The organism is Lactobacillus sp. CBA3606 (genome assembly GCF_002970935.1).
Lineage (GTDB): Bacteria > Bacillota > Bacilli > Lactobacillales > Lactobacillaceae > Lactiplantibacillus.
The window spans coordinates 175,608-195,571 of the sequence record NZ_CP027194.1; the positions used below are offsets into that span (position 1 = coordinate 175,608).

The window sequence follows — 19,964 nt, forward strand, 5'->3', positions numbered from 1 at the left end:
AAGGAATATTAGTATGGCAAAAAAATCATTGAAAGCGTTATTAAAAATGGGTCCTGTCGTCTTGGATGGTGCGATGGCAACTGAATTAGAAAAACGAGGTGTTGCGACCGACAGCGCTTTATGGTCAGCGACGGCGATGCTCACTAAACCCGCAGCAATTACGGCGGTGCACCAGAGTTATTTTGCCGCTGGGGCGCAGATTGCGATTACGAATACGTATCAAGCTAATGTACCTGCCTTTGAAGCTGCTGGGATTCCAGCAGCGCAAGCGCGACAGTTAATTCAGTCAGCGGTCCAACTCGCAAATCAGGCGCGTGATGACTATGCGGAGCAACACGCTGATTTTACGGGGATTGTGGCCGGCAGTATCGGTTCTTATGGGGCCTATTTAGCGGATGGCAGTGAATACACCGGTCATTATCAGTTAACGGCGCAGGCCTATCAAGCGTTTCACCGAGAACGGCTGGAATTAATGATGGCGGTTGGGGTTGATACGCTGGCCTTAGAAACGATGCCAAACTTTAAAGAAGTTCAAGCGTTGGTGCGCTTAGTGACAACAACTTATCCCACCCAGCCTTACTGGGTTAGCTTCAGTATTCGTGATGCGCAAACGTTGTGTGATGGGACTAGCCTGGCTAAGGCCGCACGGTGGGTTGCTGCACAGCCCAATGTGGTGGCAGTTGGCGTGAACTGTACCACTTTGGAAAATATTGAACCAGCGCTGCAAACGTTGCGAGCAGCGGTGACAGTGCCATTGATTGTGTATCCAAATTCAGGCGATGAATATGATCCGATGACAAAAACGTGGCAATCGACTACCTTAAGTCATCAATTTTCGTCATTTGTACCGGCTTGGTTGGCTGCTGGTGCCCAAATTATTGGTGGTTGTTGTCGGACGACCCCGACCGATATTCAGACCGTTGCTAGCTTGATTCATGAGTCAGCTTAAGGCCGCAAAAAAATAAAAACAGGCTTTGCAAGCAGTTATGAACGACTTGCAGGGCCTGTTTTTATTTGATTATCAGGAAGGTCAAACTGAACTTAATAAAGTAAGAACATTAAAATTAGTTGAACGGCTGCATTAATTAGCAAATGAAACCGCATCCGTCCGACCGATTGTTGACTAAACCAAACGGCGATTGTGACTAAGATTGCCAGGATAGTCTGCCAAGTCAAAGGTTGTAAAAAGATGACGATCACTAATAAAAGACCGGTAATCGCCGAAATGAGCTGGTTGATCTGGCGTTGATGGCTAAAACTTGGCACGTATAAGAAAAGATAGCTTGCCATTAACGGGGCTAATTTCCATAAAAAGGTCGTCGATAAATAATTATTTTGCAAATAAAAAACGGCCACTGGAATCGTATACGTCATGACAATGCTGAAGACGGTTAACCCGAAATAGTTTTGCATGCCAAAGCGGGGGATTGCCATAATTAGTAACCACGCGCTTCCGGTTAACAATAAATATAATAGTTCGGATTCCTTAGCAATGATGCTTGTCAGAGCCAGAGCTACTGAAATCCCAATGGCGACTAAACTCCATTGGGGGGCAATCCGCCGGTCTAAAATAATAAAAATCGTTGCCGTAATGGCTAACGTATACCCGATGAGCGGGAGTTGTGCGGATGAAAATTGTGCGGTTTGGAAGGAACGCCCGTAATCTAGCGCAGCCCACCAACAAATGATACTTTGAACAACCATGAAAAGGACCAGGTGAACATAGTCACGGTTTAATTTTATTTTTCCAATTCGAATCATATGGCCAACGTCTTTCTGTAGGTATTATTACAATCCTAACGATAGACGGCGAGCCAGTCAATAATTTGGTAAGATTCTTTAAAAATTCTGTTGATTGTGATAGTGTAATATAGTTATGAGCCGTTCCCGAGAGGATAAGAGGTTGGGACTGGAAACGTCACAACGGACTAGCAATGGCTATGAAAACAGTCGTGGTAGTTACTCTTAGATGCCTTGTAACCGCAATTTTTCAAGGGGGAATTTTAAAGTGAGTGAAAGACACCTATTTACATCTGAATCAGTTTCTGAGGGCCATCCCGATAAAATCGCGGATCAAATCAGTGATGCCATTTTAGATGCCATGTTAGAACAAGATCCACAAGCTCGGGTTGCTGTTGAAACTTCAGTAACTACGGGGTTAGTATTAGTCTTTGGTGAAGTATCGACCAAAGCCTATGTTGATATTCAAAAGGTTGTGCGTGACACGATTAAATCAATTGGCTATGTTGATGGTCAATATGGGTTTGATGGTGATAACTGTGCCGTTTTAGTTTCGTTGGATGAACAATCACCAGATATTGCCCAAGGTGTTGATGATTCTTTGGAAACTCGTGAAGGTGACGCGGACCCATTGGATCAAATTGGAGCCGGCGATCAAGGGATGATGTTTGGCTATGCCATTAACGAAACACCTGAGTTAATGCCACTTCCAATCGCTCTAAGTCATCGGTTAATGCGCCAAATTGCAACTTTGCGCAAGACTGGGACCATCAACTGGTTGCGGCCAGATGCGAAAGCGCAAGTTACGGTTGAATATGATGCTCAGAATCAACCTAAGCGGATTGATACCGTCGTCTTATCAACGCAACATGATCCTGACGTTTCGTTAACCACGATTCGGCAAACGGTGATTGATCAAGTGATTAAGGCGGTTATTCCTGCTGATTTGTTGGATGATCAAACCAAATACTTGGTCAACCCAACTGGCCGCTTTGTTATCGGTGGCCCCCAAGGGGATGCTGGCTTAACTGGGCGGAAAGTTATCGTTGACACTTATGGTGGGTTCGCCCATCATGGCGGCGGGGCTTTCTCTGGTAAGGATGCGACCAAAGTGGACCGTTCAGCAAGTTATGCGGCGCGCTATATTGCGAAAAATTTAGTTGCTGCTGGCTTGGCTGATCAGGTTGAAGTCCAATTAGCGTATGCTATCGGAGTTGCTGAACCAGTATCAATTGCGGTTGATACGGCTGGTACCGGTAAGGTCAGTGATGATGCCTTAATTACAGCGATTCGCCAAAACTTTGATTTGCGGCCCGCTGGAATTATTAAAATGTTAGACTTACAACGCCCAATTTATCGGCAAACTGCTGCGTACGGTCATTTCGGTCGGACGGATGTTGACTTGCCTTGGGAACATACTGATAAAGTAGCGGCTTTAAAAGCTGAATTTAACTAAATAAACGTAACGACTTTTCGTTACGGTCTGTAGGTACTCGACGCTAAAAGCGACCTTGTTTTAACAGGTCGCTTTTTTTGCGGTCTGCGTCGCCATTAAAGCGGGTCATTTTTCAAACATAGAAGGAGTAAATGACATGCAACAACGTAAAACCAACGTTATCGCAGTTACCATTGCGATATACGTGGCCACGTTCATGAGCGCGATCGAAGGGACCATCGTGTCAACGGCCTTGCCGACAATTGTCGGTGACCTGCACGGGGTTGCTTTAATGAACTGGGTTTTTTCAATTTATTTATTGACCAATGCCATGATGACGCCAATTTATGGCAAGTTAACGGACTTAATCGGTCGTAAACCGGTCATGCAAGCGGGGTTGATTATCTTTATTATCGGCTCGATGATGAGTGGCTTATCTGATTCCATGCCAGTCCTGATTTTCTGGCGCGCCGTCCAAGGGATTGGGGCTGGTGCACTGATGCCAGTCTCCATGACTATTATTGCGGACATTTATTCATTTGAACGGCGAGCCAAAGTTCTGGGCTTTAATAGTTCGGCTTGGGGGATTGCCTCAGTCTTGGCGCCTTTAATTGGGGGCATCATTGTTGATAAGTTAAGTTGGCATTGGATCTTTTTCATCAATGTGCCCGTGGGCTTGATTACCTTAGTTTTATTTCAAGTTTATTTACGAGAACCTAAGCGCCAGCGACAAGGTAAAGTTGATTATCTGGGTAGTTTCTGGTTAATGCTATTTTTATTGTGTTTGATGTTGAGTTTCCAATTACTTGGAAATGCCACAATTAGTTGGGCCACAGTTATCATGGCATGGGTATTAAGCGGCTTTAGCCTGTGGTTATTTATTCGCCGTGAGAGTCGAACCGCAGAACCCGTGATTTCGTTGGACTTATTCAAAAATCATACGTTTGTCATTCAAAATGCCGTGGCAGCGTTAGTGAGCGGGTTCTTGATGGCCGTCGAAGTATACATTCCCACGTGGACGCAGGGAATTCTGGGTGTGCCAGCGTCATTAGCGGGCTTTGCAGTAACGCCAAGTTCGTTAATGTGGATTATTGGGTCCTTCGTGACGGGCCGATTATTGGCTAAATGGGCGCCACGAAAAATTATCTATTTAAGTTTAATGTTTATTTTGATTACCAGTATTTGCCTGGCTCTCTTACCGGTTTCAACCGTCTTTGGTTGGTTCTTCTTGATTACCGCCATTGGAGGCGTTGGCTTTGGGATTACCATCACTGCAACGACAGTAACGTCACAGCATCTCGTCGCACCAGAAAATGTGGGTGTGGCGACGTCGTTTAATACATTGAGTCGGACAATCGGCCAGACCTTAATGATTTCGATTTTTGGGATTGCCCTAAACGTCGGGATGAATCAAGGCATTCAACAGCATGCTGGCACTAATATGGCAATGATGAATAAACTGATTAATCCACAGACGGCAACGAGTTTGCCAGCTAAGCGCTTACCAACGCTACATGGAATTCTGTACACCGGGTTACATTGGGTCTATCTAATTGGCCTTGGTCTGGTGATTTTAGCGCTAATCGTGAATAGTTTTGACCGAGGCAAACAGATGACTGCGGCGCAACATGCAGCTAAGTTAAAAAAGTAAATTAGGTGACCTAAAGCCGCGTAAAAAGCTTTGGAAAAAATAAAATAATTGTAGCAAGAAGTCACACAATTCTTGCTGCAATTATTTTTTGTTTTCAAGCATACCAAAATGGGTGCGTAAACTAGTCGACTTTTTTAGGGGTTAAGGGGCCAATTCGTTGGCCCTGGCTCAGGCGGGTACTCAAATATAAGAGACAGCTCCCAAGTAGAACGCCCCCCACAGTATCACTGGGGTAATGGACGCCGACGACGATGCGACTGATCATCATTAGTAAAATCAGGGCGCAACCACCGACTAATAGGCCACGTTTTAACGAGCGGTGCTGTAGCTGATCATAGGCGATAACTAATAAACTACCGACTAATACGGTCGCTGTTGTGGAATGTCCGCTGGGATAACTATAGCCCCCAATCTCAATAAGCCGCCATGCCGTTGGGCGAGGTCGTTGAATCAATTGTTTGATAAAATAATTGCCATAAGCAGCTAAGCCCCAAGTATTAACCCAAAAAAACAACGTGGCTCGTTGTTGTTGGCGCCAAACTAATAGCAAACCAATGACGACGGTAATGCCAGTCACTGGCACTGAATTCCCCAACTGTGTATAGGCCACTAGTCCAGTTTGTAACCAGGCCGGACTTTGATGCAGCGGCCATGCGATGTGCGTATCGAAAGTTTTAATAAACGGGGCTTGGCGCCAAACCGCCCAGGTCCAACCGAGCCACAGTAAAAATACCAGTAACATTGCCCAGTCACGCCGGCGCCAATGAATTTTAGCCATCGGAGTCCTCCAATCAAGATTTCTTGTCCTGATTATAGCATGTTTAACAATTTCAACCGGGCCCAGTGCATGAAAAGCCACGTTTTTGAGCGTGTTCGCTCTTGAAAAAGTAAGCCGAATTTGCTAACATAGGTAGCAATAACTTTACGACTCTGACAAGGACTAGTAAGCCAAGCTGATTTTCAGAAACCTCGTGGGCGCTGAAAACGAGGAATTAGCGACGCTGAACTTACCTTCGAGTCTTCCGGCTCAACTTACAAGACGGACGTGGTTTCGCGTTAAGATTCCCAAGAGGCCACGGAAACGTGGAATCATAGGTGGTACCGCGGAACCTGTTTTCGTCCTATAAGCGCTTTTTGCTTATAGGCTTTTTTTGTAACTTGAGCCGGTAACTGATACTTAGTTACATAAACCAGTACCAAGAGAGGGGCACTAGCATGGCATATAATCATCAGATTATTGAACGCAAGTGGCAACATTATTGGAAAGCTAACAAAACGTTCAAGACGTTAGATACAACGGATAAAAAGAAATATTACGCTTTGGATATGTTCCCATATCCATCTGGTCAAGGCTTACACGTCGGTCATCCAGAAGGCTACACTGCGACGGATATCATGTCACGGTTGAAACGGATGCAAGGGTATAACGTGTTACATCCAATGGGGTGGGATGCGTTTGGGTTACCAGCTGAACAGTATGCGTTAAAGACGGGCCACAACCCGAAGGACTTTACAGCGCAAAATATTAAGAACTTTAAACGTCAAATTCGGTCATTGGGCTTTTCCTATGATTGGGATCGTGAAGTTAATACCACGGACCCGACATTCTACAAATGGACTCAATGGATTTTTGAACAATTATACAAACGAGGCTTGGCCTATGAATCTGAAACGCTAGTTAACTGGGCACCAGATATGATGGGCGGGACTGTGGTCTCAAACGAAGAAGTCATTGATGGCAAGACTGAACGGGGCGGCTACGACGTTTATCGGGTGCCAATGAAACAATGGAGCTTAAAGATTACGGCGTATGCTGATCGATTGATTGATGATTTAGATGATATTGATTGGCCTGAAAATATTAAAGAACAACAACGGAATTGGATTGGTCGTTCGGTCGGAGCTGCGATTAAGTTTAAAGTTGCGGACCATGACGATCAGGTCATCGAAGTCTTCTCAACTCGGCCAGATACGCTATACGGCGCTAGTTACATGGTGTTAGCACCAGAACATGCCCTCGTTGAAAGCTTAACCACGCCAGCGCAAGCGGCTGCGATTAAAGCTTATAAAGCTAAGATTGCGACTAAGTCTGATTTGGAACGGACCGATCTTAACAAAGATAAGACCGGGGTCTTTACTGGGAGCTATGGCATCAACCCAGTTAATGGCGAAAAGTTGCCCATCTGGATTGCTGATTATGTTTTAGCTTCTTATGGGACCGGGGCCATTATGGCTGTACCAGCGCATGATGACCGTGATTTCGAGTTCGCCCAGAAGTTCGACTTACCCATCAAACCCGTTATTGCCGGTGAGAATGACTATGCTAGCCAGTCTTACACGGGTGATGGCGTTCATATCAATTCTGGCATTGTCGATGGTCTCGAAAAACAACCCGCGATTGATAAAATGATCGACTGGTTAGTTGCCCATAACTGTGGTGAAAAGAAAGTCAATTATCGGTTACGAGATTGGATTTTCTCACGGCAACGCTATTGGGGCGAACCGATTCCGGTGATTCATTGGGAAGATGGCGAAACCACATTAGTGCCAGAAGATGAATTGCCGTTACGCTTACCCGCAACTAAGAACTTGGAACCTTCCGGAACCGGTGAAAGTCCATTAGCTAACATTGACGATTGGGTTAATGTGGTCGATGAAAATGGCCGTAAAGGGAAGCGTGAAACGAACACGATGCCACAATGGGCAGGGAGTTCGTGGTACTTCTTACGTTACGTTGATCCACACAATCCAGATGCCTTGGCCGATTATGACAAGCTCAAGTATTGGTCACCTGTGGACTTGTATGTTGGCGGGGCTGAACATGCAGTGCTCCATTTATTGTATGCACGGTTCTGGCACAAGTTCTTATATGATTTGGGTGTGGTTCCAAACAAAGAACCTTTCCAAAAGCTCGTTAACCAAGGAATGATTTTAGGCGATAACCATGAAAAAATGTCTAAGTCACGTGGCAACGTCGTTAATCCAGATGATATTGTGGACCAATATGGGGCCGATACGTTACGTCTCTATGAAATGTTCATGGGACCATTGGAAGCGTCAATTCCATGGAGTACGGATGGCTTACATGGTGCTAACAAGTGGATTGAACGGGTTTGGCGGTTAATTGTGGATGAAAATAATCGTGTCCGTGACCGGGTAACGACTTTTAACGACGGTAAGTTGACGAAAGTCTATAACGAAACAGTTAAAAAAGTGACGGCCGACTATGAAGCAATGCGGTTTAATATTGCCATTTCACAAATGATGGTCTTTGTTAACGAAGCTTACAAAGTAGATGATTTACCGATTATTTACATTGAAGGACTCGTCAAGTTAATTGCGCCAATCATGCCGCATTTGGCTGAAGAACTCTGGTCATTGTTAGGTCATGAAAAGACGATTACGTATGCGATGTGGCCAACTTATGATGAATCTAAGCTCGTCGAAGCAACGGTGCAAATTGTCTTGCAAGTCAATGGTAAAGTCCGTTCACATGCGGAAGTTAGCAAGGATCTCGGCCAAGCTGAACTTGAAAAACTAGCTTTAGCGGATGCCAAGGTACAAGAATTTACAGCGGGTAAAACGATTCGCAAAGTGATTGCGATTCCTGGTAAATTAGTTAATATTGTCGCTAATTAAAGGTGATAATAACGCGAAAAGTCTGAGGCGAAGTCTCAGGCTTTTTTGGTCTAGTCAGATTGCGGTTCGTTAAGGTTCGATTAAAGTCGTCCAGAAGTTTAGAATTAAATTGCAAGTTCACTATATTTCATCTAAAATAGTTAAGATTGAACTAAGAAAGTGGGTTACAAAACATGTCTGAGGAACCAAAAGCCGATCAACCGCAAAGTGGCCACGTTAATTCCGAAGCTGACGCACATCAAAAAATGGTGCGCGGGTCAGCTTGGATGACGGCGGGCAGTCTTTTCTCACGAATTCTTGGCGCCATTTATATTATTCCATGGGTCATGTGGTTAGGTAGCAATTCGATGCAAGGTAATGCGCTATATGCCAAAGGCTATAATATTTATAGCTTCTTCTTGTTGGTGGCCATCGGTGGCATTCCTTCGGCCATTTCTAAACAAATTTCTGAATATAATGCGATTAATGAATATGGTGTCGGCCAACGGCTCTTTAAACGCGGGCTATTATTAGCTGGTGCGATGGGGATTGCCTCTGGAGCCATTCTTTGGTTTGGCGCACAACCGATTGCTTTGATCTTTGGCGGTGGCGATCCGCATGTGATTCCGGTGTTACGGGCTTTGGCGATTGCCTTGGTGATTATTCCACCGATGGCTTTAATGCGAGGCTTTTTTCAAGGCTACCAGCAAATGGCACCGTCTGCGGTTTCTCAGTTTGTTGAACAGGTTTTTCGGGTCGTCTACATGTTGGCGGCCACCTATTTTATCATGCGTATTCAAAATGGTAACTGGGTTAATGCAATTACGCAATCGACCTTTGCGGCCTTTATTGGGGCCGCTGCCAGTTGTTTACTGCTAGGGTGGTATTATTACCGCCAACGTCCTGAACTCAATCGGTTGGCGGCTCAGAGTGAAGCTAAGCTGGTTATTCCGGTATGGCAGTTATTTAAAGATATCATTGTGCAAGCCATTCCGTTCATTGTGATTGATACGGCTACGACGGTCTTTAACTTGTTAGATCAAGCGACTTTCCAGCCAATTATGCAGGCAACTTTTCATATTAAGGTGGAAAGTATCAATACGCTTTATGCGTTATTTGCCTTTAATTCCAATAAATTAGTGATGATTATTGTCTCGTTAGCTTCCGCGATTGCAATTACCGTGGTGCCATTATTATCAGAATCATTAGCAGCGCAAAATTTACGCAATATTCGCCAACAATTAGAAGATGCGATTATTTTGTTCCTGTTCATTATGATTCCGGGCGCCTTAGGGATGGCAGCGGTCGCGCAACCGTTGAATACGTTATTTTATGGTTACGATCAAACGGGGGCCGTGATTTTACAAATTGCCGCTTTTACGGCGATTATTCTCGGGCTCTTTACTGTCGTTTCAGCGTTAATGCAAGGGTTGTCGCGCAATCGAGATGTTATTCGATTTTATTTGATTGGTCTAGGAGTCAAGCTAGTTCTACAATGGCCTTGTATTGTGTTACTTTCAGCGGCCGGTCCATTAGTAGCGACAGCAATTGGGATGTTGGTAGCGAGTCTTTTAATCTTGCATGACTTAGAGGTTAACTTTGGCGTTCGTTATGTGAAATTATTGCCTAAAATCAATCGGATTCTCATGTATTCGATTGTGACTTATGTGGCTGCTAAAGTTGCCGTATATGGGCTAAATTTAATATTTAACGAACAACGTCAGACGCAAGCATTAATTATTTTATTAATAGCGGTGGCAATTGGTGGCGGCGTGTACGTATACTTTGCTTTGCGGTCTCGTTTGGCAGATATAATGATTGGAGCTAAGGCCGATGGATTGCGGCGCAAGCTCCGGATTAAGTAGGTGAATGATGCGAATTGATAAATTTTTACATGCGATGCGAATTGGGACCCGAACCCAAGTCCGCCGTTTGATTAAAGACGGTCATATTACGGCCAATGGTGAGCGCGTTTTATCGGGGAAGCAACAAGTTAATCCGGTCAATGATGTGGTTAGCTTAGATGAGCAGCCTGTCAGTTATCAACAGTATTTTTATTATGTGATGAATAAACCAGTTGGGGTTATCACCGCAACGGTTGATGATCAAGCGAAGACGGTCTTGGATTTATTTAATACGACGGATTATCGTGACGACTTGTTTCCAATTGGTCGCTTAGATAAGGATACGGAAGGTGTATTGGTGATTACCAATGATGGGGCGTTGTCCCATGCCTTGTTGGCACCAGCCCATCATGTTACTAAGGTATATGAAGCTGAAGTAACTGGTGAAATTACGGCTGCGCAAGTGGCTGGTTTTAATGATGGCATTACTTTAAAAGACGGGACGCAATTGCAACCCGCAGCCGCTGAAATTGTTGCTTTTCATGAGATTGAAAACTTTACGACATTACGGATTAAAATCCATGAAGGTAAGTATCATCAAGTTAAACGGATGGTCGGGACTTTAGGCGAGCGTGTCGTGCAGTTGCGACGGATTGCCTTTGGTTCTTTAGAATTACCGGTTGGGTTACTTGCAGGTAATTACCGAGCGTTAACGGATGCTGAACTAGTGGCGTTAAAGGCGGATGCTGGGCATCCTGATGAAGATTAAGGCGTCAAAAAGTCTGAGTGTGACAGCTTAGGCTTTTTTTGTTCGATTATGTGTTGCACTTCAATTGTAAATTCGTCCTTCAAACAAGTGAAAGATTACATAGATAATTAGTAGCTGTAAGATTACAGTTTTAATTCGACAAAGTGTTGCACTTGGTTTGACAAGTCGTCACCCGTTAAATTAAATTTTAATTAGTATTGACTTTGTAAAATGAGAATGATTTAATGTAAACAACAACAAAACGGAAAGGATCGATCGCAATGACGAAACTATTACCAACTAATGCTTATTATTTTGGCTTTTATTACTTTAGGTAGCGTTCGTATTGGTTCCTTAGATACGAACGTCACGCACGTTCGTGTCTAAGGTTAGCGAAGTCAGATTTGTCTTGGCCAGCTAGACACGGGAAGTCTAGCTGGTAATAATAGTCACTTGCATCGTTTTTGATGAGGTGTCGCCTGCTAGATTTCTAAAATCTAGCAGGCTTTTTTTATATTGTTGGACCTTTGAAGGAGGAAATGCTATGACTAAGCGCCATCGTAAAACGTTATCACTAAGCTTGTATTTAAATTACTTTGTCCACGGGTTGGGATTGATTATTTTAACGCAGAATATGCAAGCACTGAGCCATCATTGGCAAACCCCAATCGAAACGGTTTCTTATGTTATTTCAGGAATTGGGATTGGTCGGTTATTAGCTTATTTCATATTTGGGCAATTATCTGATCGATACGGTCGCAAAGTTTTCGTTAATTTAGGGATGTTAAGTTATTTTATCTTTTTCTTAGGAATGGCCTTTGTGCGCGATAGTCAAGTGGCCTATGGCTTAGCGATATTGGCTGGGATTGCTAATTCGGCCCTTGATGCCGGTACTTATCCGACCTTCATGGAATTGAATGGCAATCAAGGTGCATCCAATGTGTTGTTAAAAGCATTCATGTCGGCCGGTGAATTTTTATTACCGCTGTTGATTGCGTCATTGGAAACGGCTCATTTATGGTATGGCTGGTCTTTCATGGTTGCCGCATTTATTTTGAGCCTTAATTTTTGGCAGTTAAATCGACAAAAATTTCCGCCAAAGAATCAAGCCTCAGCAGCAGTCGTTAAGACTAGTGCACCGTTATCAAGATTACGCCGTTGGCTAGCAACTATCGGTTTAGCTGGCTATGGTTACACCTCGATGGCATTAATGATTTTATATACGCAATGGATTAGCTTGTTTGTGACTCGTGAACTGAACTATTCGTCAATTACCGCGCACTTATTGTTGTCGCTTTATAGTATTGGGTCAATCAGTGGGGTTGTGCTCATCTTTATGAGTTTACGTTGGGGTGTCGCTGAAACAAAGCTATTGATTGGCTTGAATCTCGGCGCATTCAGCGCATTATTGGTGGTTTGTTTCACTACTTGGCCGTGGTTATCAATGGTGGCAACGTTTATCTTTGGGTTTACAGCGGCTGGTGGTAGCATGCAAATCGGCTTAAATTTGTTGCTTAAATTATATCCACAAGCTAAAGGTCGTGTGATGGGGCTATTCTTTACGCTCGGTAGTGTTGCCTCTTTTACGATTCCGTTGATAACCGGGTGGCTTTCAAAACAGCACATTGGTCGTGCGATGCGGTTTGATTTAGTCATTAGTCTGGTCGGCGTGGGTTTGGTCTTACTCGCAATCTGGGCTTTAGGGCCACAGCAGTCACTAGTACAGCAACGTCACCGGATTAATCGAATTGACCACCACTTGGTTAGTTTGTTGAACCAACGATTTGATGCTGTCACAACGATTGGCGGGTTAAAGCAACAGGCGCAGTTACCAGTATTGGATGCTAAACGCGAAGATCAAGTGTTAGCCCGAATTGCCAAACAGAGTCGCTCAGCAGCACAAACGCCGTACTTACAAGCAATTTACCGAGAAATTATGCTGAATTCGCGTACGTATCAACAAGTAGAACCTATTAAAATAATGAAGACTCAGGAGGACTTAACACATGATTGATTATATGACAGCTGGTGAATCTCATGGCCCACAATTAACAGGAATTTTGACTGGCATACCTGCTGGTTTATCGATAGATGTTGATCAGATTAATGCTGGTCTAGAAGAACGACAAGGTGGTTTTGGGCGCGGCAATCGCCAACAAATTGAACACGATATGGTGACGATTACTGGCGGATTGCGCCATGGGGTCACGCTAGGGTCACCGTTGGCCTTAGTCATCCAGAATCGTGATCACGCCCATTGGCACGAAATTATGAATCCGATTAGTCCAGCGACTAATGATAATACGTTGCGGCGAGTAACCCGACCACGACCAGGGCATGCGGACTTGGTCGGCGGGATGAAATATGGTCATCGTGATTTGCGCAACGTGTTGGAGCGATCATCCGCGCGCGAAACGGCGATGCGGGTTGCTATTGGTCAAATTTGTAAACAGCTACTAGGTCAATTAGGCATTGAACTCGTCGGCTATGTTCAACAAATTGGGCCAATTATGACAACTAGCCAGTCCTTATCGGTTGCCGAATTAACAAAGCAGATTAAGAAAAATGATTTACGGTTGGTCGATCAAACTAAGGTTGCGGCCAGTCATGACTTGATTACAGCGACTAAAAAAGCTGGTGATACGTTAGGTGGTGTGATTCGGGTGGTCGCAACGAATGTGCCAGCTGGATTAGGGAGTTATGCAACTTGGAATACAAAGTTAGATGGTCAATTAGCGGCGGCGGTCATGGGCGTCAATGCAATCAAGGGCGTTGAAATTGGTGATGGCTTTATAGCCGCTGACCAGTATGGTAGTCAAGTCATGGATGCCATTGACTGGCAGGCTGATACCGGCTGGTCACGGTTGACGAACCATCTTGGCGGTTTTGAAGGTGGCATGACTAATGGGATGCCGATTGTTATTAAGGCGGCCATGAAACCAATCCCAACGTTATATCGACCACTGCAAAGTGTAGATATTCAAACCAAAGTGGTTAAAAAAGCGAGTGTAGAACGTTCCGATACGACGGCCATCGTGCCAGCCGCCGTGGTTGTTGAAAGTGTCGTCGCCATTGAATTAGTGCGGGTGTTAACAGCCACTTTTGATGGTAGTAACTTAACGCGGTTACAGCAGATGCTCCAAAACTATCGGGCTGAATTGCAGGCCTATTAGCGATGCGGATTCAAACTTTGGGTCCGCAAGCTACCGATAGTTATGCTGCTGCTGAACAATATAATCAACAACACTTTCAAGGACGCGCCGAAATCCAAGGTCAATCAAGTTTTGAAGCTATATTAAGGCATTTGGACCGCGATACAGGTGATTATTTAATTATGCCAGCCGCCTTTAAATCGACTAGTTTAGATGCAAGTTGGGGCGACATTCATTATGCATTGTCAGCACAAATGACGTTGGTAGATTGTTTCATAACACAGCTTGACCCGTTAGTGGTCGTTCAGCGCATAACGGCTAAAAATCGGTTGGGCTATACTCATGCCGCTACTGCTCAGCTATTACAACGGACGGTGAACATGGTGACAGTCCAAACGGCGCCTAGCAAAGTCGTTGCTTATCAGTTATACGTTAAAAATCAAGCCGCTTACGTGTTGACTAATCTAAAAAATGTGACGCTGACGTCAACCGAACAGATTATCAAACAATTGACACCAGCGATGGTGTGGTGTGTTTATCAAATCAATTAAGGAAGTTTACGATGATGAAAAAATTAATGACGAGTCCACAAAATGGATTACAGGGGACGCTTACTGTGCCAGGGGATAAAAGTATCTCACATCGCAGTTTGATTTTAGGCGCAATTAGTCATGGCGTGACGCACATTGATCACTTTTTAGTCGCCGATGACTGCCTCACAACTTTAACCGCGTTACAAGCCTTGGGGGTAGTCATCGAACGGGCAGGGACTACGGTCAAGGTTGATGGGGTTGGCTTAGCTGGGCTACATCCGGCGGTTGGGGCGCTACAAATGGGAAATGCCGGGACAGCCACCCGTTTAATGGCTGGACTATTAGCTGGTCAGCCATTTGATAGTACCTTAGTTGGTGATGCATCGTTGAGTCGCCGGCCAATGGAACGGGTTCGGCAACCCTTAGCAACGATGGGGGCACAAGTAACGTTGACTGCCGGGGCGTTACCGATGCATATTCATGGACAGCCCCTAAAACCAGCTAATTATGCCCTAACGGTCGCCAGTGCGCAAGTCAAAAGTGCCTTAATATTGGCGGCATTACAGGCATCTGGGCCAAGTACGATCATTGAAAAACAACCCACTAGAGATCATACCGAACGCTTATTAAAGCTATTTGGTGGTGATATTACGACTGCCGCCGATCAACGGACCATTACCGTACAACCACAGCCAAATTTACAAGGTCAGCATGTCATCGTGCCAGGAGATCTGTCATCAGCGGCCTTTTTCTTAACAGCCGCAAGTATTGTACCCAAGTCACACCTGTTGCTACGACACGTGGGGCTTAATCCTACGCGAACGGGACTGTTAAACGTATTACAGCGCATGGGTGGAAACGTGAAAGTGACACAATTAGTCAGTGACGGTGAGCCGGTCGGTAATATTGAAGTGATGGCAAGTTCATTGCGACCGATTAAGTTAACGGCTAGCGAAATTCCCGCAGTGATTGACGAATTACCGTTAGTGGCATTATTGGCCGCTACGGCGGATGGTGTGAGCACCATTAGTGGCGCTGCCGAATTACGGGTTAAGGAAACGGATCGGATCAAGGCAATCGTGACTGAATTTCGGCAATTGGGTATTGCAATTACCGAACGTCCCGATGGCTTTACGATTGATGGTCGGCAAGCGTGGCACGTCAAATCACCGATCCTTACTAGCCATGGTGATCATCGCATTGGAATGATGTTGGCGATTGCTGCTTTGCGGATCAACACCCCATTACAATTGGCAGGGGCGACTGCGATAAATATCTCATACCCCACCTTTTTTAGCGATTTGCAACAATTGTTATCAAGAAAGGAGCGCCTTAAATGACTCAGGTTTTAATTAATGGACTCGGCCTGATTGGTGGGTCATTGGCGTTAGCCATTCGACAAGCACATGCTGATGTGTGGCTTATGGGGAGTGATCGGCAAGCTAGCTGTTTGATGTACGCTAAACAACACCGAATTATTGATGAAGTTGTCACTGACTTTGCAACTGCCGCCATCAAAGCGGATGTGATTATTTTAGCGGGACCGGTTTCAGTGATTCGGGCTGACTTAAGTCTCTTAGCAACCTTAGCCTTGAAACCACAAGTGTTAGTAACTGATGTTGGAAGTACCAAACAAACGATTATCGCAGCGGCGCAACCTTTACAGGCACGTGGTATTAGTTTTATCGGTGGTCATCCAATGGCTGGTTCACAGCGAACTGGTGTGGCTGCAGGCCGTGCGGATTTATTTGAAAATGCCTTTTACTTTTTAGTACCGGGACTCACGCCGCCCTCAGCAATGACGCAGTTAAAAAAGTTACTTAGGGCAACTAAAGTTAAATGGTTACCAGTAACGCCACTGCAACATGATCGTTTGGTGGGCCAGCTGAGTCATCTTCCACATGTGGTCGCGGCCACTTTAGTTAATCAGACGCACACGGCTTTGGCCGATTCGCCAATGGGGTTACGGTTAGCGGCTGGTGGGTTTAAGAGCTTAACCCGGATTGCTTCAGCTGACCCGGCGATGTGGACGGCAATTTTATTGAATAACACTGAACTGGTGTTGAGACAGTTAAGTCAGTTTAGCGGCGCATTGGCACAGATTGAACAGGCGATTCAGGGCCAGGATGCAGTAGCGATTGAGGCCTTCTTTACGCAAGCTAAGGTGACTCGTGACCAACTTGGGCCAGAACACCTGGGCCAGTTGCCTAATTTTTATGATTTGTTTTTAAATATTCCAGATCATCCTGGGGTTTTAGCAACGATTATGCAGCAATTGGCTCAAGCAAAGCTGAATTTAATTAATTGTCATATTTTAGAGGTGCGTGAAGAAATTGATGGGGTACTACAACTAACCTTTGGCACTGCCAAAAGTCAAGCACAAGCAGCAGGACTGTTAAAGGCCGCTGGCTATCAGATTGTGAGGAATCGTTAATGCAAGCAATTTTAATTGGATTCATGGGTAGTGGCAAAACGACAGTTGGTCGATTATTAGCGCAGCAGTTACAGACGCAAGCTGTTGATTTGGACGATCTGATTGTCACACAAGTGGGTCAACCTATTACGCAAATCTTTAGTGAACAGGGCGAGACTGGGTTTCGGCACTTAGAACAAGCGACGTTATGTCAAGCGTTGACACAGCCGGGGGTCTTATCTACTGGTGGTGGCACACCCACTAGTCAAAAAAATGCTGAAATCTTGATGGCGAGTTCAATTCCAGTGATTTGGCTGGCGGCTGCAGATCAAACTATTTTGCAGCGACTTGCTAACAATCGTGACCGACCGTTAGTTAACACCTTGGCATCAGCTGACTTGTTAGCGTTGAAGCATCGACGGGCTAGTATATATGAGGGCACAGCTGATTTAATTGTGTCGACGGATGCGTTGACTCCGCTAGCAATCGCGACGCAAATTGTGACTTGGCTGATGCGGCGGACGATGCCAGTTGAATTGAGTCGTTAAGCATTGAAAAAATTTAAAACTTATTTAGCAAGGCCCTTGCCTTAAAGCGCACATTAAGGTTTAACGTATAGTCATTGATTAAGCTAATCCATTTGGTTTAATCACCACTAAATTCGGTTATCAAAGGGGTTTTAACTCATGAAAAATGTTTTAATTTTAGCAGCTAATGGTCAAATTGCCCAAATTGTTGAACAACGGTTATTGCATGAATCAGCATTTAGCACAGTCAATTTAACTTTGTTTTTACGCAATGCGCAGCGCTTAGACAAGTTACAAGCTAATGATCGAGTCACCTTAATTGATGGTGATATGACTAACGAAGCCGCTATCGATCGAGCGATGGTCAATCAAGATATTGTTTTTGTGGCGGCTGTGGATCACGATTCACGCAATCGGTTAACTAAAAATGTTATTAAGGCAATGCAGACGAATCATGTCAAACGAGTCTTATTCACTAATGTACTTGGCTTGTACGACGAAGTTCCCGGTGAATTTGGTCGATGGAATGCCGAAATGATTCGTTCTGGAATGGCATCGGCACGACAATCTGACCAGCTATTAGCAGCATCGGGGTTAGATTACACGACCTTGCGTTTGCCGTGGTTAAATAATCATGATGAAATTAAGTATTTAGTCACGACTCGTAATGAACCGTACAATGGTGTTTCTGGATCGCGGGCCAGTATTGCGGCTGTCGTGGTTGACCTAATTAAGAATCCTGACAAGTATGTAAGCGACAGTATTGGGATTGCTGATCCTGATACTCAGGGGGAGAAACGGCCCGTCGATTAAGTCATATTTGAGGATAAGTATCAGGACGATTGATAGAATCACACTAAGCTTAGATGATGTGTATTATCTGGTTTTAGTGTGATTTTTTTAATGAAACACACCTAATAGTGGTTGACCTTAAAGTAACTGGAAGGTTATGCGGTGCCGTTGGTTCAAAGTTTCAGGAGGATTTGATATGAATAAAATTAAAGTAGTTATTCAAAATAAAATATTCTGGGTCAGTTTATCTGAAAATGCAGTTGTGACTGATATCAAAAAACAATTCCCATTAACTTTGACGCTGAATCGAAGTGGTATTAATGAGTATTATAAGCCATTACCCAGCAAAGTTGCGGCAACTGCCATTGGTACTAGTCAAGTGAAAGCGGGTTTCGTTTATTATTTTGCGGGGCGTAATGCATTTTCACTCAACTTTGCTGATCTAAATATCGCGCCTTATCAAGTTATTGAACCTGGTCGTTTTGACGATGCGACCGCAAGTCAATATTTAGCAAAAGGACCGCAACTGATTACAGTGACGGTTTCGGAAAAATAAAATTAAAATAAAGCTGGCCTTATAGTAACTTGAATGGGTTACGCTATAGTCATCAACTAGTCAGTAGTAGTTTAGCTAAATTATTTGAATTGAAACTGTTATTAATTAACACTGTGATGGAGGAATGAATTATGACAAATATTTTAATTATTGGGGCAACAGGTACGGTTGGTAGCACGACTCGGCAATATTTCTTAGATCATACTGACGACCAATTAACTTTGATGGCTCGGCATACCCAGCGATTAGGTCAGATTGACACGAACCGTGAAAAAGTTATTGCTGGTAGTGTAACTGATTCGACGGCACTTCAAAATGCCTTGGCTGGTCAAGACGTTGTATTTGCTGCATTAAGCGGTAATTTGCGTCAGATGGCACAAGCCCTAATTGCAGGTATGGACGAAGTGGGTGTGAAACGGCTCTTATTCATTACGTCAATGGGTATCTACAATGAAATTCCGGCTTCGATGGGTGCCAGTGGTAATCTGGTTGCCAATCCAATGTTGAAAACTTATCGGGATGCGGCCGATGTTATCGCTGCTTCTGACTTGAATTATACGACGATTCGTCCTGGATGGTTTGACGGTGGGGCTGATATTGATTATCAGGTCACCCGTAAAGGTGAACCATTTGGGGGTCACAATGTCTCGGTGACCAGCATTGCTGATTTAGTCGTAAAATTGGCGCATGATGATAACTATGGCGCGCGTGATAGTCTAGGAATTAATCGTCGATAAGAAAGGTTGCTAGGCAAAATACCAAATAAAGTTGTACCACAAGAGAATTGCTAACCTTTTCCATGTTGATTTCAATGCGTGGGGCTGATTCACAAGTGAAAGGACATATTGCTGCTAATGCCAATGTTGGCAATAGTAAGCAATTGTTAATTGATGTTATTACGGTGTTACTGCCATTTATTGGCTAGCCACGTGTGTTGACTGCGCTTAGTCTATTA

17 protein-coding genes, 1 riboswitch and 1 other annotated feature are annotated in these 19,964 nt (G+C 44.4%); of the genes, 15 read left to right on the forward strand and 2 right to left on the reverse strand.

Annotation, left to right across the window (positions count from 1 at the left end):
• The first annotated feature begins 13 nt into the window (after window positions 1–13).
• The gene (mmuM, locus tag C5Z26_RS00965; RefSeq protein ID WP_105450100.1) at window positions 14–949 is read left to right on the forward strand and encodes a homocysteine S-methyltransferase; all 936 of its coding nucleotides are present in this window, start codon (window positions 14–16) and stop codon (window positions 947–949) included.
• A gap of 92 nt (window positions 950–1,041) precedes the next feature.
• Here the strand turns inward: mmuM and C5Z26_RS00970 are convergent, their stop codons facing one another.
• A complete protein-coding gene (locus C5Z26_RS00970) occupies window positions 1,042–1,761 on the reverse strand; it encodes a hypothetical protein (protein ID WP_105448175.1) in 720 nt (239 codons plus the stop codon).
• Window positions 1,762–1,869: 108 nt separating this feature from the next.
• A riboswitch (SMK box riboswitch) is annotated at window positions 1,870–2,011 on the forward strand.
• Between C5Z26_RS00970 and metK the strand changes: the two genes are divergently transcribed.
• Together metK and C5Z26_RS00980 are read left to right on the forward strand one after the other, a co-directional pair.
• Window positions 2,009–3,196 carry a methionine adenosyltransferase gene (gene metK / locus C5Z26_RS00975; protein WP_105448176.1) on the forward strand — a complete coding sequence of 396 codons (1,188 nt, stop codon included), beginning with the start codon at window positions 2,009–2,011 and terminating at the stop codon, window positions 3,194–3,196. Its footprint overlaps the riboswitch before it by 3 nt.
• Window positions 3,197–3,332: 136 nt before the next feature.
• Window positions 3,333–4,826, forward strand: coding sequence for an MDR family MFS transporter (locus C5Z26_RS00980; protein WP_105448177.1), 1,494 nt, complete (start codon window positions 3,333–3,335; stop codon window positions 4,824–4,826).
• A 121-nt stretch (window positions 4,827–4,947) separates the two neighbouring features.
• On the opposite strand, the gene C5Z26_RS00985 is transcribed toward C5Z26_RS00980, so the two are convergent.
• The gene (locus C5Z26_RS00985) at window positions 4,948–5,604 is read right to left on the reverse strand and encodes a phosphatase PAP2 family protein (RefSeq protein WP_105448178.1); all 657 of its coding nucleotides are present in this window, start codon (window positions 5,602–5,604) and stop codon (window positions 4,948–4,950) included.
• A gap of 143 nt (window positions 5,605–5,747) precedes the next feature.
• Window positions 5,748–5,953: a binding site (T-box leader), on the forward strand.
• Between the two features lie 88 nt (window positions 5,954–6,041).
• Here C5Z26_RS00985 and leuS point away from each other — a divergent pair.
• The 12 genes from leuS (at window position 6,042) to C5Z26_RS01045 (ending at window position 19,746) form a co-directional block, all read left to right on the forward strand.
• Entirely contained in the window at window positions 6,042–8,465 is a 2,424-nt protein-coding gene (gene leuS / locus C5Z26_RS00990; RefSeq protein WP_105448179.1) for a leucine--tRNA ligase, read from the forward strand.
• A gap of 173 nt (window positions 8,466–8,638) precedes the next feature.
• The gene (locus tag C5Z26_RS00995) at window positions 8,639–10,309 is read left to right on the forward strand and encodes a putative polysaccharide biosynthesis protein (protein WP_105448180.1); all 1,671 of its coding nucleotides are present in this window, start codon (window positions 8,639–8,641) and stop codon (window positions 10,307–10,309) included.
• Between the two features lie 7 nt (window positions 10,310–10,316).
• Window positions 10,317–11,057: a pseudouridine synthase gene (locus C5Z26_RS01000; RefSeq protein ID WP_105448181.1), complete on the forward strand. Its 741-nt coding sequence runs from the start codon at window positions 10,317–10,319 to the stop codon at window positions 11,055–11,057.
• Window positions 11,058–11,580: 523 nt separating this feature from the next.
• Window positions 11,581–13,050, forward strand: coding sequence for an MFS transporter (locus C5Z26_RS01005; RefSeq protein ID WP_105448182.1), 1,470 nt, complete (start codon window positions 11,581–11,583; stop codon window positions 13,048–13,050).
• Window positions 13,043–14,209, forward strand: a complete 1,167-nt coding sequence (gene aroC / locus C5Z26_RS01010; RefSeq protein WP_105448183.1) for a chorismate synthase — start codon at window positions 13,043–13,045, stop codon at window positions 14,207–14,209. Before C5Z26_RS01005 ends, aroC begins: the two co-directional genes overlap by 8 nt.
• A gap of 2 nt (window positions 14,210–14,211) precedes the next feature.
• Window positions 14,212–14,739: an amino acid biosynthesis protein gene (locus tag C5Z26_RS01015; RefSeq protein ID WP_105448184.1), complete on the forward strand. Its 528-nt coding sequence runs from the start codon at window positions 14,212–14,214 to the stop codon at window positions 14,737–14,739.
• Window positions 14,740–14,750: 11 nt separating this feature from the next.
• Window positions 14,751–16,061, forward strand: coding sequence for a 3-phosphoshikimate 1-carboxyvinyltransferase (aroA, locus tag C5Z26_RS01020; protein WP_105448185.1), 1,311 nt, complete (start codon window positions 14,751–14,753; stop codon window positions 16,059–16,061).
• On the forward strand, window positions 16,058–17,155 hold the full coding sequence (locus C5Z26_RS01025; protein WP_105448186.1) for a prephenate dehydrogenase: 1,098 nt from the start codon (window positions 16,058–16,060) through the stop codon (window positions 17,153–17,155). Before aroA ends, C5Z26_RS01025 begins: the two co-directional genes overlap by 4 nt.
• The gene (locus C5Z26_RS01030; RefSeq protein WP_105448187.1) at window positions 17,155–17,682 is read left to right on the forward strand and encodes a shikimate kinase; all 528 of its coding nucleotides are present in this window, start codon (window positions 17,155–17,157) and stop codon (window positions 17,680–17,682) included. Before C5Z26_RS01025 ends, C5Z26_RS01030 begins: the two co-directional genes overlap by 1 nt.
• A gap of 138 nt (window positions 17,683–17,820) precedes the next feature.
• Entirely contained in the window at window positions 17,821–18,474 is a 654-nt protein-coding gene (locus C5Z26_RS01035) for an NAD(P)H-binding protein (protein ID WP_105448188.1), read from the forward strand.
• A gap of 175 nt (window positions 18,475–18,649) precedes the next feature.
• Window positions 18,650–19,009: a cyclophilin-like fold protein gene (locus C5Z26_RS01040; RefSeq protein ID WP_105448189.1), complete on the forward strand. Its 360-nt coding sequence runs from the start codon at window positions 18,650–18,652 to the stop codon at window positions 19,007–19,009.
• A gap of 131 nt (window positions 19,010–19,140) precedes the next feature.
• A complete protein-coding gene (locus C5Z26_RS01045; protein WP_105448190.1) occupies window positions 19,141–19,746 on the forward strand; it encodes an NAD(P)H-binding protein in 606 nt (201 codons plus the stop codon).
• Window positions 19,747–19,964 lie beyond the last annotated feature (218 nt).